Below are 14,368 nucleotides of genomic sequence, written 5' to 3'. Positions count from 1 at the left end.
TGACAGAGAATAAACTGGAATGCGCAAAACACACGCAGAAGATTAAAATCAATTCTGTTTTCGGACTCATGGCTGCGCCAGATGCGTCAGCCACAGACGGGTGTCAAACTCCAGTTGGTGATACTGCGGTTCCATATGGCAACAGAGCTGGTAAAACGCTTTGTTATGTTCTTTCTCTTTCAGATGCGCCAGTTCGTGTACCACGATCATTCGCAGGAACGGTTCCGGCGCGTTGCGGAACACGGTGGCAACGCGGATTTCAGCTTTTGCTTTTAGCTTGCCACCCTGCACGCGAGAGATAGCCGTATGCAGACCAAGGGCGTTTTTCAATACGTGGATCTTATTGTCATACATGACTTTATTGATCGGCGGGGCGCTACGCAGATACTGACTTTTCAGATCCTGAGTATATTGCCAGAGCGCTTTGTCGGTGGCGATCTCGTGGCTATCGGGATAGCGCTTTTGTAGCACCTCGCCGAGCCGCTGTTCAGCAATAAGCGTGCGGACCTGGGAAAGCAAGTTTTCCGGATAGCCCTGTAGATAGTTAAGATTGCTCATCAATGCCCCACGCTGCCAGTAAAAAAGAGTATACTCACGCACCCTTTTAGGGATAACACCGAAATTTTACCATTCTGGAGGGCCGATGAGCCACATAGACAACGGTTTCCGTTCACTGGATCTTAAACGCTTCCCCGAAACGGATGACGTCAACCCGCTACAGGCGTGGGAAGCGGCGGATGAATATCTGCTGCAACAGTTGGACGATACCGTCATCAGCGGCCCGGTCCTGATCTTTAACGATACCTTCGGCGCACTGAGCTGCGCGCTGGCGGAACATAAGCCGTTTAGCATCGGTGATTCGTATTTAAGCGAACTCGGTACACGGGAAAACTTACGCCACAATGAAATCGAAGAAGGGAACGTCACTTTTCTCGACAGCACCGCGCCTTACCCGCAGGCACCGGGTATCGTACTGATTAAAATCCCGAAAACGCTGGCCTTACTGGAGCAGCAGCTTCGCGCCCTGCGTCTGGTCGCCACCGCCGAAACGCGCATTATTGCCGGGGCCAAAGCGCGGGATATTCATAACTCCACGCTGGCGCTGTTTGAAAAGATCCTCGGTCCGACGACAACCACGCTGGCGTGGAAAAAAGCGCGTCTGATCAACTGTACCTTTACTGCGCCAACGCTGGTTGACGCGCCGCAAACCCTGAGCTGGACGCTGGAAGGCACGCCGTGGACCATCCACAACCACGCTAACGTCTTCTCCCGTACCGGTCTGGATATCGGCGCGCGTTTCTTTATGCAACACCTGCCGGATAACCTGGAAGGCGAAATTGTCGATCTGGGCTGCGGTAATGGCGTGATTGGCCTGACGCTGCTCGATAAAAACCCCGAAGCGACGGTGGTGTTTGTCGATGAATCGCCGATGGCGGTGGCGTCAAGCCGTCTGAACGTGGAAACCAACATGCCGGATGCGCTGGATCGCTGTGAGTTTATGATCAATAACGCGCTCTCCGGCGTCGAGCCGTTCCGCTTTAACGCCGTACTGTGCAACCCGCCGTTCCACCAGCAGCACGCGCTGACGGATAACATCGCATGGGAGATGTTCCACCACGCGCGCCGCTGCCTGAAGGTTAACGGCGAGTTATATATTGTGGCCAACCGTCATCTTGACTACTTCCACAAGATGAAAAAGATTTTCGGTAACTGCGAAACGATCGCCACCAACAGCAAGTTTGTGGTACTGAAATCGGTGAAGCTGGGTCGTCGCCGCTAGATCTCAAGTGCCAGCCGGGTGCCCTGCGCAATCGCGCGTCGGGCGTCCAGTTCCAGCGCCACGTCGCAGCCGCCGATAAGGTGTACCGTCTTACCCATCGCCCGTAGCGGCTCTGCCAGATCGCGGCGCGGCTCCTGACCGGCGCAGATCACGACATTATCAACGTTCAGCACCTGCGCTTCACCGCCGATCAGGACGTGTAATCCCTCATCGTCGATCTTCTGATAGTTGACGGATGGGATCATCTTCACGCCGCGTGCCAGCAGCGTGGCGCGGTGGATCCAGCCGGTCGTTTTCCCCAGACCTTCACCCGGCTTGCTGGCTTTGCGCTGGAGCATGACGATCTGCCGTGGGCTTTTCGGCAACTGTGGACCTTCCGGGCGCAGACCGCCGATCTGATGCAGGCTGGTGTCGATCCCCCATTCTACGCAGAACTCAGCAATGTTCTGGCTGGTGGGATCGCCGGGCTGACTCAGATACATTGCGGTATCAAACCCGATCCCGCCGCAGCCAATAATCGCCACCCGTTCGCCGACCGGAACTTTGTCGCGCAGTACATCGAGATAAGTGAGGACCTTCGGGTGATCAATGCCGTCAATCGGCGGGATCCGCGGTTCAATGCCGCTGGCGAGGATCACATCATCGAAGAGATGCAGATGATCCGCTGTGGCGATATGGTTGAGCTGAAGTGCCACGCCGGTAACGTCGATCATCCGCCGATAATAACGCAGCGTTTCATAGAATTCTTCTTTGCCGGGGATCTGTTTGGCAACGTTAAACTGACCACCGATCTCAGCCTGCGCATCAAAGAGCGTCACGCTGTGGCCGCGCGCGGCGGCGTTAACCGCAAAGGCCAGTCCCGCCGGACCCGCGCCGATCACCGCCAGGTTTTTCTTTATGGCGGCGGGGACGATGGGCATCAACGTCTCATGGCAGGCACGAGGATTGACCAGACAGGAGGTGACTTCGCCCGCGAAGATCTGATCCAGACAGGCCTGATTGCAGCCGATGCAGGTGTTGATCTCATTCGCCCGACCGGCCCGGGCTTTGGAGAGGATCGCCGCATCGGCGAGAAAAGGGCGCGCCATAGAGACCATATCGGCGTCGCCGCGCGCGAGGATTTCCTCGGCCACCGAGGGATCGTTGATGCGGTTGGTGGTAATCAGCGGGATCGTGACTTTACCCTTCAGTTTGCGCGTTACCCAGCTAAACGCCCCGCGTGGAACCGGCGTGGCAATGGTTGGGATACGCGCTTCATGCCAGCCAATACCGGTGTTGATGAGGGTGGCGCCCGCCGCTTCAATCGCCTGTGCTAACTGGATGGTTTCTGCCAGCGTGCCGCCGTTTTCCACCAGATCGAGCATCGACAGGCGATAGATAATAATAAACTCCTCGCCGACGCGGGTGCGAACGGCACGCACCACTTCAGTGGCAAAACGCATCCGCCGGGCGTAATCGCCTCCCCACTCATCATCACGCTGGTTGGTACGTGCTGCGAGGAATTCGTTAATCAGATAGCCTTCGGAACCCATCACCTCCACACCATCGTATCCGGCTTCACGCGCCAGCGCCGCACAGCGGGCAAAATCGTCAATCAACGCCAGGATCTCGCCGTGGGTAAGTTCGCGCGGCGTAAAGCGGTTAATCGGTGCCTGAAGAGGTGAGGGAGCGACGAGGTGTGGCTGATAGCTGTAGCGCCCGGTGTGCAGGATTTGCAGGGCAATTTTTCCGCCTTCCTGATGGACTGCATCGGTGATCGGGCGATGATGCGCAAGCTGGCTGGCATCGGTTAATACCGCGCCACCCTGCATCGTCACGCCGGAAAGCGCCGGGGCGACACCGCCGGTGACGATCAGCGCTACCCCGTGGCGGGCGCGTTCCGCATAAAACGCCGCCAGCCTTTCCGCGCCGTCGGGACGCTCTTCCAGACCAGTATGCATGGAACCCATTAATACCCGATTTTTCAGGGTGGTAAAGCCCAGATCGAGCGGAGCGAACAGCGACGGATAGCTCATAATTGCGTCCAGTATGTAAAATTATTGTTATGTGGTCGGATGAGTTACTAATTTAGCGGGCGCAGCGAAAAAGGGAAAAGATCTGTGTGGTGATTGTGATGGGAATCAAAGATCGCCGACTACGGGTGGCCCCGGCGTTGCAATGCCGGGCGGCGGCGGCGCCTTGCCCGGCCTACACATGAGTGAACGTTTGTTAATCATCGATCTCGTAGGCCCGGTAAGCTTGCGCCACCGGGCAGAATGGGCACGGTGCCAGACACAGACAGGCAACCTGCCGATGCCAGCGCCTCAGGGCAGCCGTTTCCCCAGGCTATCAAACAGGTGCAGATGCTGCTCAGCAATCGATAAATTCAGCACTGTTCCCTGCGGGAAACTCAACTGGCGAAAGGATTTCAGGCAGACTGAATGGCCGTCAAGATCCAACCACACCAGCGTGGAATCCCCCTGTAGCTCGCACAGTCGCGTGCGTGCCGTTAGCGTGAACTCGCCGTCGCCCTCATACTGTAAATGCTCCGGGCGCAGCGCGACGAACAGCTTGTCTCCTTCCCGCACTCCCTGCGGCGCGCGGCGTAACGGCAACGTTAAATTATCCGTGACCTGCAATGCGCCTTCCCGCCACACCGCAGGCAGCACGTTGATTTTCGGCGTACCGATAAACTCCGCCACAAACAGGTTGGCGGGCGTGTTATACAGCTCCAGCGGCGTGCCGACCTGCTCAATTTTACCTTTGTAGAGCACCACGATGCGATCCGCCAGCGTCATCGCTTCCACCTGATCGTGCGTCACGTAAACCATAGTGTTGTGCAACGTATTATGCAGTTGCTGGATCTCCTGGCGCATCTCCACGCGCAGCGCGGCGTCAAGGTTTGACAGCGGTTCGTCGAACAAAAACAGCTCCGGCTGCTGGACGATAGAGCGGCCAATCGCCACACGCTGACGCTGGCCGCCGGAGAGGTTTTGCGGCAGGCGATCCAGCATCTCTTCCAGCTTCAGCATCCGCGAGGCCTGCTGGATGCGCGTGTCGATCTCTTCTGCAGACGTTTTGATGTTCTTTAACCCGAACGCCAGGTTCTCCCGCACGGTCATGTGCGGATAGAGCGCGTAGGACTGAAAGACCATGGAGAGATTACGCTTGCCCGCCGCCAGCCGGGTGACATCATTTTCGCCCATCATGAGCGTTCCTCCGTCCGGCAGTTCCAGCCCGGCGATGATGCGTAGCAGGGTCGATTTACCGCAGCCGGAAGGGCCAACGAGAACGATAAATTCACCGGAGGCGATCTCCAGCGACAGGTTTTCAATAATGGTCGATTTATCGTATTTCTTATGAATGTTACGTAAGGTGAGGGCCGTCATAATGCATCCTTTCTTATTGCTGGCTCAGAGTAATAATTTTTTGTAGTTCATGGGTTTTTTGCGCAAGCAGCGTGGGATTGCCACGTGTTTCCACATTCAGTCTTAACAGCGGCTCGGTATTAGAGGCGCGCACATTAAAGCGCCAGTCGGCAAAGTCCATGCTTAATCCATCCACATTGCTACGCGTTGCCGTTTGAGAGGCATAATGCGCAGCAATACTTTCCAGCACCGTTGCCGGAGAGGCGACGGTCAGGTTAATTTCACCGGAAACGGGATAGCGTTCCAGCGCCTCCTGAACGTAACGGGAGAGCGGTTGGTTGCTCTGGCCAAGGATAGTGAGCATTAACATCAGCGGGATCATGCCGCTGTCACAGTAGCCAAAATCGCGGAAATAGTGGTGGCCGCTCATCTCGCCGCCGTAAATCGCATTTTCTTCCCGCATTCTTGCTTTGATAAACGCGTGGCCGGTTTTACTGATCACCGCCTGGCCGCCGTGCTGTGCAATGGTATCCAGCGTGTTCCAGGTGAGACGCGGATCGAGAAGAATCGTGCTGCCGGGAGCCTGCTGTAAAAAGTGACTGGCAAACAGGCCGACCAGATAATAGCTTTCGATAAACTCGCCGCGTTCATCAAAGAAAAAACAGCGGTCGAAATCGCCATCCCATGCCACACCAAAATCGGCCTGATGCGCCAGTACCGCCTCGCAGGTGACGCGACGGTTTTCTTCCAGCATCGGATTCGGAACGCCAGCCGGAAAGTGGCCGTCAGGACGATGGTGAATCCGAATAAAATCGATTTCAATCCCCTGGACGCGCAGCGCGGTATCAATAGAATCCAGCGCCGGACCCGCCGTACCATGCCCGGCATTGACGACCACGCGCAGCGGGCGCTGAGGTGTATGCGGGAGATAATGCAGCAGATGAGCGACCCAGGCCGGGCGATTATCAACGGTGAGCAGGCTGCCCCGGCGTTCGCTGTGCCGCCACTGATTGCGTTCGGCGAGCCGTTTAATCTCCAGCAGGCCGTTGTCGTTACTGATGGGGCGGCCATCCTCGCGCACCAGCTTCATGCCGTTATACTGCGCGGGATTGTGGCTGGCAGTAACCTGAATCCCGCCATCGGCTTTCAGCTCGCGGGTGGCAAAGTATATTTCCTCTGTCCCGGTTTGTCCGAGGTCAATGACGTCAGCGCCGCTAAGGATCAACCCTTCCGCCAGCGAGGCTTTGAGTTCATCGGAGCTAAGACGCACATCGGCACCTATCACTACCCGGCGAGGCTGGAGCCAGTTCGCGTAAGCACGTCCAATACGAAAAGCGATCTCCGGTGTCAGCGTCACGCCGATTTCGCCGCGAATGTCATAGGCTTTGAAACAGTTCAGTTCATCCATAATCTGCTCTTTAGTGGTGGGAGTAACTCAGGCCGACTCCCGAATAATGAGCTGATGCTCCAGCTCGTAATGGGTAATCGGCCCGTTTTGTAACAGAAGCTCAACCGCAACCTCGCCTTTTTTCGCCGCGTCCTGGGCGATGGTCGTCAGCGTCGGACCGTCGGTATCAAGGGTTAAGTTATCGAAACCGGTGATCGCCACCTGTTGCGGAACGGCAATGCCGTGCTGCTGACAGTGGTGGATCGCGCCCAGCGCAAAGCGGTCAGAGAGGCAAATCAACGCGGTAATGTCAGGATGCGCCGCGAGCAGCGCCTCGGCGGCCTGCGCACCGTGCGCTTCATCGTGACGGGTTTCGTACAGCCAGCAGGCGGCAGGGGCAATATCATGAGCAATAAAGGTTTCCCGGCAGGCATTGACGCGGGTGACCATGACCAGGTTGTCGCCCGTGACTGCCAGGCTTAAGTCACGCATTCCCCGTGAGTTTTTACTGGCGGAGAAGGAGATAATGCCAAAATTGCGGTGCCCCTTGTCGATCAAATAACGGGTGATTTCCGCCATCGCCCCGGCGTTATCAATCGACACGCTGCTGTATTGTGGCAGGCGAAAATCCAGCGTCACCACGGGAAGCTGACGCGCCAGCGTCTGCTGAATGACAGCTTCATTATTGTGGGTGGCATTGAGAATATAACCGTCCACGAGCGTCGTAATCGGTGCGATTTCCGCCTGCTGACGCTTGCGTAGCGGGATCAGCACCAGGTTCTTATCCAGCTTCTCGCACTGGGTGGCAATCCCCCGCATCAGACTGATATCGTGCGGATCAATAAACACATAGCTCATCGAATCATTGAAAATGACGCCAATGGTGTCTGACTTACCGGTGCGCAGCGCCCGCGCCAGTTTATCCGGGCCTTTAAAGCCGATTTCTTCGGCGTAACTAAGAATTCGGTTGCGTAAATCAGTCGAAAGCTTTTCCGGGTTGTTCCAGGCATTCGAGACGGTGGTATGGGAAATGCCCAGCGCCTTTGCCAGTGATTTTGTCGTAATTTTATCTTTATTTTTCATTTTGTTAACGTTATATGCCAATAATTGTTATTAACTGCTTGTCTGAAATCACGGTTGCTAAGTTTAACGTTAAACAAAAAGCAAAATGTGACGTGTTTAACGTTAAACATAAAAAACTGGTGCTAGGTTACGCAACGTTCTAACGAGCAGGAAGAATCAGGAACACCTCTTACTCAGAGCCAGGGAGATTAATTGTGAAAGTTGCAACAGTAGCTAAATGGACGGCTTCAGCACTTCTCAGTCTATGTATCGCAGGTTGCGGACCGGATGAAAAACCCGCTGCCAGCGAGGGTGCAAAAACTCCGATCAAAATGTGGGTTGCCCCGAACGAAAATGAAGAGGCCTTCTGGAACACGATGGTGAAGGAGTGGAACCAGGACCCGTCTCATACCCCCGTTGAATTTACCGCCATCCCGGCAGCAAGCAGTTCTGAAGAAGCGATTATGAACGCGCTGGCTTCCGGAACTGAGCCAGACCTTTCCAGTAATATTTTTATCGGCTTCGCCAGTCAACTGGTGGAAGTGGGCCAACTTGAAGATTTATCCAAAATGCCGGGCTATGACGAACTGGTGAAGAATCGTCATATGGAAGCCCTTCTGCCAGCGTGGAAACTGAATGGGCAACAAAACGTTTTACCGCTTTATGTGAATCCTATCGTCTGGTGGTGGCGTGGCGATCTGCTGCAACAGTACGGTGTGGATCATGTTCCGACCACCTATGACGAGCTGTATTCGCTGGCAGAAAAACGCACGGCGGATAACAAAGGCTATGTGATCCAGATGACCGCCGGAAAAAACTGGTGGGAACGCTGGTTTGATCTGATCCCGCTGTACTACGCGCAAAGCGGTGGCAAAAGCTATGTCGCCGACAATAAGGCACAGTTTAACGATGATGCTGGCGTTGCCGTCCTAAATTTTATGGGCAAGGTGTTTGCTAACAACTGGAGCAGCTATGACTTTACCGCCGCCGACGATCCGCTGGCGACCGGTCAGGTGCTGGCCTCTGCGCGCGGCCCGTGGGATATCGCTCGCTATCGTAAGCAATATCCTGAGATCCTCAAGAGCATCAAAATCGGTCCAATGTTGACGCAGCAGGGCACCGCGCATCCGCATACCTTTGGCGACAGTAAGGGGCTGGTCATTTTCAGCACCAGTAAACATAAAACCGACGCCTGGGCCTTTATCCAATGGGTCTATAGCAAGGCGGAGCACGATCTGACCTGGCTGGAAACCACGGGTATGCCGCCCGCACGCTCCGACCTGATGACTAACCCCATTTTTGTCGATTACTTTGCTAAAAATCCGCTGGAAAAAGAGATCGCCTCTTACGTTGATGTCGCGCTGCCGCCGGTTGCCACCACGCAGACCACGGAAATCCAGCGCAGTATGACGCAAATGCTTGAGCAGGTGATCTTTAAGCATACGGACGCTACGCAAGCGCTCAATCAGTCTGCCACGGAAATCGACGGACTGCTGAAAAAATAAGAGGGATCTATGGCAGGATATGATTCACGTACCGGGGGCCTTCTGGCCTCCTCATGGATAGGGTACTCGCTGCTATTCTGGTTCTACCCGCTGGCCTGGCTGGTGGTATTGAGCGTTACCCAGTGGCAGTTTATTGGTACGCCGAAATTTACCGGGTTACAAAATATTATCGGCGTGATGCACGATAAGCTGTTCTGGAAATCGATGCTCAACGTGGGTCGTTTCCTGCTGTATTACTTGCCGATCGTTTTTGTCGCCTCGCTGCTTTTTGCCGCGGGCCTGAAACGTATTAAATACGGCAAGGGCTTTATCGCCCTCAGTTTTTTGCTGGCGAATATCTCTTCCGGCGTGGCGTACTCTATCGTCTTCTCGAAATTATTTAGCGAATTCGGGCCGGTAAATCATTTCTTACAGCAGTGGTTTGGCGTCTCGGTCCCGTGGTTTACCAACCCCGATTGCGCCATGTTATCCATCGCCCTGATCGTCACCTGGAAATTCGTCGGCTATTACGGGCTGATCCTCTATTCCGGAATGCAGGCCATTCCGGGCGATATCTACAGTGCGGCGCTGCTTGATAAAACCGGACGCTTTAAACAGGGCTGGGCGATTACCCTGCCGATGATGAACGCGCAAATAGTGATGGTCATGGTGCTGGCGATTACCGTCGCCTTCAGTATTTTCACCGAGCCGTATCTCATTACCGGCGGCGGTCCGCTGGACAGCACTACCAGCCCGATGGTGGTGATGTACGAAATGGCCTTCCAGAAAATGAAGCCCACCTGGGCGGCGGCGATGTCGATTATTGTGGCGGCGTGCAGCTTCCTCATTATCTGGCTGTTCAGAAAACTGTTTGAAAAAAATATAGAGATCGTGTGAATGAAAAAACTCACGCCACTAAGTTTGATAATCCACGTCGCCATGTTGTTACTGGCGTTGACCTGGCTTTATCCGTTTATCTGGATGGTCATTGCTTCGTTAAAACCGACGGCGGAGATCTATACGACATCGCTCTTTTCCGGGCATCTGTCGTTCGACAATTACACCTTCCTGTTTGATAACAGCAACCGGGCGGATAAACCTTTTTTACGCACCCTGTTTAACTCGTTATTTGTATCGCTGACCATTACCGCCTGCGTGACCGTCACATCAATGCTGGTGGGCTACGCGGTGGCAAAAACGGAATTTCGCGGCAGGAACGCCTTTAAAAACCTGTTAATCGTGCAGATGGTTTTCCCGGCCTTTATGTTCATTATTCCGCAGTTCGTCCTGATGCGGGAACTGGGATTAATCAACAGCTACAGCGCGATGATCCTGCCCTATGCGATGAGCGCGTGGGGGATCTTTATGGTGTCGCAGAGCTTTAAGGGCACGCCGAATGATTATCTCTACGCCGCCCGCCTCGATCACGCCAGCCTGTGGGGCATTCTGCGCCACGTCATGATGCCGCTGAATAAGGCCATTCTGGCGATTGTCGCGCTGTTCACCTTCTCAAGCTCGTGGGACAACTTCCTCTGGCCGCTGATCGTGATGCGCGAGGCGGACAAAATGCCGTTCTCCGTGCTGCTGGCGACGTTTAGCAAATCCTACGGCATTTATCTGGGGCCGGTGCTGGCAGGCGCGGTGGTGCAGATGCTGCCGATCATTATTCTGTTTATTCTGTTCCGGAAATATTTCCTGCAGGGTATGTCGCTGTCGCTGAAATAAGGAGGTTGACGTGAACACTACTCCCTGGTGGCAGCAGAGCGTCTGCTATCAAATTTATCTGCCGTCCTTCTGCGACGGCAACCACGACGGCCTCGGCGATTTTCCGGGGCTGCTGACCCGGCTGGATTATCTGGCGGAACTGGGCGTGGGGGCCATCTGGATCACGCCGTTCTACCCGTCGCCGCTGGTGGATAACGGCTACGACATTAGCGATTACTGCGCGGTAGACCCGCGTTTCGGCGACATGGGTGATTTCCGCCGCGTGGTCGCGGGCTGCCACGCGCGCGGCATTCGGGTGATTATCGATCTGGTGGTTAATCACGTCTCGTCGGAGCATCTGTGGTTTAAAGACGCGTGGAATAATCCCGCCAGCCGCTATCGCGACTACTTTATTTTTACCGACCAGCCGAATAACTGGCAGTCGTTTTTTTCCGGCAGCGCCTGGACGGCGGAACCGGATACCGGCCAGTACTATTACCATAAATTCGCCCCGCAGCAGGTGGATTTGAACTGGGCGAATCCGCAGGTAGAACGTGAAATTCGCCAGGTGATCGACTTCTGGATTGCGCAGGGTGTGGATGGTTTTCGCTTTGACGTCATTAACTTCCTGACCACTGACGGCATTCTGGCGGATAACCCCGAAGAAAACGGCGAGCAGCGCCATGATCACGACATTAACCAGCCGGGGATTATCGGCGCGCTCCAGCGGCTGTGTCGCTACGTGCGTCAGCGCGGTGATGTCTTCCTGATTGGCGAAATTGGCAGCGAGGATCTCAGCGTGCTTCGCCGCTATCAAAGCCCGCAGTTAATGGACGTCGTCTTTAACTTTAACCTCGGCAGCCAGAAAACGTTCGATGCGGCGCGGCTGTTCGCCGAGCTGGACGCGATGCGACAGCAGCAGTCCGGCCTGCCGACGCTGTTTTTCTCCAGCCACGATATGTCGAGGATGATCAGCCGCTTCGGCGAAAGTGAGCGCGATGTTGCCCGCGCCAGGGCTGTTCTCGCCCTCCAGCTTACCGCCAGCGGCGTGCCCTTTATATTCCAGGGCGAGGAGCTGGGGCTGACCGATTATCGTCCGCAGTCTATTGGGCAGGTGTTTGATATTCAAGGGCGGACCCATTATCAGACCGCGCTCGACAACGGCATGGCACCAGATCAGGCGCTGGCGGTGGCCGTGGCGCAGTCGCGCGACGGTTCGCGCGCGCCGCTGCCGTGGAGCGACGGCGATTATGCCGGGTTCTCCAGCGTAGCGCCGTGGATGCCCATTGATGCCCGCACGCAGGCGCTGAACGCGGCCGCGCAGCAGCAGGATGCCGCTTCGCTCTGGCATGAGTACCGTCAGCTTATCGCCCTGCGTAACGCCACCGATGCGCTGCGTCAGGGCCGCTATAGCACGCTTGAATTGACCCACTCCTGCATCTGGTTCTCCCGCGAGACGGCGGAGGAACAGGTGTGGGTGGCGATTAATTTCGGCGAACCCGTTCTTAATCCCTGGCGCGATATTGCCGCTGACATCCTGAGCGGCGACGATGCGACGTGGATAGCTAAAAACCAGTTTTTAATCAAAAGGAGTCGTCATGGAAAGGCACAGTCATAATCCTCTAATCGTTCCGGCGGATGTTGTTCCTTCACAGCCGTATCTGAAAGTCGAATGCGCCTTTAATACCGGCGTGACGGAGTACAACGGCGAAATTATTCTGCTACTGCGCGTGGCGGAGAGCGTGGTGAACGACGATCCGCAGCAGATCGTAGTGCCGCTGCTGGAGAAAGGCGTGCAGGGATGGACGGTGACGACGCGGGCCTTTGACCGCCGTGACGATCGCTATGACTTTAGCGATCCGCGCGTCATCGTGCTGAAAAGCGACCCGGCGCAGGTCTGGCTGACCTCCATGTCGCACCTGCGCCTGGCACGCAGCACTGACGGCGTTAACTTCCGTATCGACACCCAGCCGTTTATCACCGCAGACACGCAGTACGAAGAGTTTGGCTGCGAAGATGCGCGCATTACCCACATCGACGATCTGTGGTACATCAACTACTCGGCGGTCTCTTCGCTGGGCATCTCCACTGCGCTGGCGGTGACGAAAGATTTCGTCACGGTGGAGAAAAAAGGGCTGATCCTCTGTCCTGATAACCGCGATGTCTGCTTCTTCCCGGAAAAAGTCGGCGGCAAATATCAGGCCCTGACGCGCCCGGCACCGTGCCATTTTGGGCATCCGGAAATCTGGATTTGCGAGTCGCCGGATATGTTGCACTGGGGTAATCATCGCCATCTGCTCGGGCGCTCCGGCGACGCGTGGGACTGCCGTAAATCCGGCGGCGGCGCGCCGGTGATCAAAACCGATCGCGGCTGGCTGGAGATTTATCATGGGGTAGATGCCGATCAGCGCTACTGCCTGGGCGCACTGCTGATGGATCTCAACGATCCGACAGTTATTCTCGCGAAATCGCCGGTGCCGCTGCTGGAGCCGACCGCGCCGTATGAGCGTGAAGGCTTCTTTGGCAACGTGGTATTTACCTGCGGCGCGCTGGTGCGTAATGACGTGCTGCACGTCTGGTACGGTGCGGCGGATGAGAAAGTGGCGCTGGCAACAATGCCGCTTGATGCGCTGTGGAAACATCTGGGACTGGCATAAATGCGCGCGCCGGTTGACGCGTTGTTTCGCGACTATCTGGCGCGCCGACGGCCTTCGGCGCGGGGGAAAATACGCTTTCATGGCGTAAATGGATTTGATGTTTATAATCCGACCGCGCCGTTTTATGACGGTGAACGCTGGCTCATTGCCGCGCGGGTAGAGAAGCGCGACAGTGAGCGCTCAGAGGTGCGCTTTTTTCACTGGCAGGGTGGGGATGAGGCGTGGTTGTTGCCAGATGCCCCGATATTTCCGCTTCAGGATCCGTTTGTCTGCCGGATAGACGGTCAATTGGTGCTGGGCGGCGTCGAGGTGGAATTTGCTGCCGATGGTAGTGTGTCGCGCTGGCGCACCCAGTTCTGGCGAGGTCCGACGCTCGACCAGCTACGGTTACTGAGTTGTGGCCCGTGGGGAATGAAAGATATTCGCCTGGTACAACTGGCAGATGCCCGTATTCTGGTGTTTACCCGCCCACAGGGGCAGCCCGGCGGGCGCGGAACGATTGGCTGGATAATTATTGACAGCCTGAGCGAGTTAACGGCGCAGACGATGTCCCGCGCAACGCTGCTGGGGCATGTTGACGAAAACGACTGGTGCGGAGCCAATGAAGCGCATCTGCTGGCGGATGGGCGCGTCGGTATGCTGGCCCACGTGGCCCGGTTTGACGCGCAGCAGCAGCGGCACTATTTACGCAGCGTCGTTTATTTTTGATCCTGAGTCCGGCGTAAGCTCACCGATAAAAATCATCGCCTGTCGGGATGATTTCCTGCCCGGTGACAGCAAGCGCGACGATTTACGCGATGTGGTGTTTTCCGGCGGGCTGTATGGCTTGCCGGGAAAAGAGGTACAGTTGTTTTGCGGCACCAGCGATTGCGAGGTGCAGTGGCGGAGTGTGGTGGATCCTTTTCAGGTTTGAGCGTTGAGCGAGGCCTGCCGGGTGGCGGCTGCGC

13 protein-coding genes are annotated in these 14,368 nt (G+C 56.0%); 8 read left to right on the top strand and 5 right to left on the bottom strand.

The genetic code is table 11. The features are described from left to right. Positions 1-66: 66 nt before the first annotated feature. Complete coding sequence (locus tag ACMGGS_RS02690; protein WP_414164949.1) at positions 67-558, bottom strand: M48 family metallopeptidase; 492 nt, start codon at positions 556-558, stop codon at positions 67-69. 85 nt (positions 559-643) lie between these two features. Here ACMGGS_RS02690 and rlmG point away from each other — a divergent pair, with 85 nt between their 5' ends. Then, entirely contained in the window at positions 644-1,780 is a 1,137-nt protein-coding gene (gene rlmG / locus ACMGGS_RS02685; RefSeq protein ID WP_414164948.1) for a 23S rRNA (guanine(1835)-N(2))-methyltransferase RlmG, read from the top strand. Here the strand turns inward: rlmG and ACMGGS_RS02680 are convergent. The 4 genes from ACMGGS_RS02680 to ACMGGS_RS02665 form a co-directional block, all read right to left on the bottom strand. Beyond that, the gene (locus ACMGGS_RS02680) at positions 1,777-3,795 is read right to left on the bottom strand and encodes an FAD-dependent oxidoreductase (protein WP_414164947.1); all 2,019 of its coding nucleotides are present in this window, start codon (positions 3,793-3,795) and stop codon (positions 1,777-1,779) included. The genes rlmG and ACMGGS_RS02680 overlap by 4 nt on opposite strands. A 288-nt stretch (positions 3,796-4,083) precedes the next feature. Beyond that, complete coding sequence (locus tag ACMGGS_RS02675; RefSeq protein WP_414164946.1) at positions 4,084-5,148, bottom strand: ABC transporter ATP-binding protein; 1,065 nt, start codon at positions 5,146-5,148, stop codon at positions 4,084-4,086. 13 nt (positions 5,149-5,161) lie between these two features. After that, on the bottom strand, positions 5,162-6,535 hold the full coding sequence (locus ACMGGS_RS02670; RefSeq protein WP_414164945.1) for a phosphomannomutase CpsG: 1,374 nt from the start codon (positions 6,533-6,535) through the stop codon (positions 5,162-5,164). Positions 6,536-6,562: 27 nt separating this feature from the next. Further along, complete coding sequence (locus tag ACMGGS_RS02665) at positions 6,563-7,618, bottom strand: LacI family DNA-binding transcriptional regulator (RefSeq protein ID WP_414164944.1); 1,056 nt, start codon at positions 7,616-7,618, stop codon at positions 6,563-6,565. Between the two features lie 173 nt (positions 7,619-7,791). Here ACMGGS_RS02665 and ACMGGS_RS02660 point away from each other — a divergent pair, with 173 nt between their 5' ends. From ACMGGS_RS02660 to ACMGGS_RS02630, 7 genes are read left to right on the top strand one after another with little or no spacing between them, the layout of a single operon-like run. After that, positions 7,792-9,081, top strand: a complete 1,290-nt coding sequence (locus tag ACMGGS_RS02660) for an ABC transporter substrate-binding protein (protein ID WP_414164943.1) — start codon at positions 7,792-7,794, stop codon at positions 9,079-9,081. Positions 9,082-9,090: 9 nt separating this feature from the next. Then, the gene (locus tag ACMGGS_RS02655) at positions 9,091-9,957 is read left to right on the top strand and encodes a carbohydrate ABC transporter permease (RefSeq protein ID WP_194206997.1); all 867 of its coding nucleotides are present in this window, start codon (positions 9,091-9,093) and stop codon (positions 9,955-9,957) included. After that, complete coding sequence (locus ACMGGS_RS02650) at positions 9,958-10,785, top strand: carbohydrate ABC transporter permease (protein WP_176919916.1); 828 nt, start codon at positions 9,958-9,960, stop codon at positions 10,783-10,785. It begins immediately after the preceding gene. Between the two features lie 10 nt (positions 10,786-10,795). Further along, positions 10,796-12,382 carry an alpha-amylase family glycosyl hydrolase gene (locus tag ACMGGS_RS02645; protein WP_414164942.1) on the top strand — a complete coding sequence of 529 codons (1,587 nt, stop codon included), beginning with the start codon at positions 10,796-10,798 and terminating at the stop codon, positions 12,380-12,382. After that, positions 12,363-13,421, top strand: coding sequence for a glycoside hydrolase family 130 protein (locus tag ACMGGS_RS02640; protein ID WP_414164941.1), 1,059 nt, complete (start codon positions 12,363-12,365; stop codon positions 13,419-13,421). The genes ACMGGS_RS02645 and ACMGGS_RS02640 overlap by 20 nt, the downstream gene beginning before the upstream one ends. Then, positions 13,422-14,129, top strand: coding sequence for a DUF1861 family protein (locus tag ACMGGS_RS02635; RefSeq protein ID WP_414164940.1), 708 nt, complete (start codon positions 13,422-13,424; stop codon positions 14,127-14,129). After that, entirely contained in the window at positions 14,080-14,334 is a 255-nt protein-coding gene (locus ACMGGS_RS02630; protein WP_414164939.1) for a DUF1861 family protein, read from the top strand. Before ACMGGS_RS02635 ends, ACMGGS_RS02630 begins: the two co-directional genes overlap by 50 nt. The last annotated feature ends 34 nt before the right edge of the window (positions 14,335-14,368 follow it).

It is taken from the genome of Superficieibacter sp. BNK-5 (assembly GCF_047456055.1).
Taxonomy (GTDB): Bacteria; Pseudomonadota; Gammaproteobacteria; order Enterobacterales; family Enterobacteriaceae; genus Superficieibacter.
Note: the sequence above shows the minus strand (reverse complement) of the source record. Positions and strands in the feature narration are given on the sequence as shown.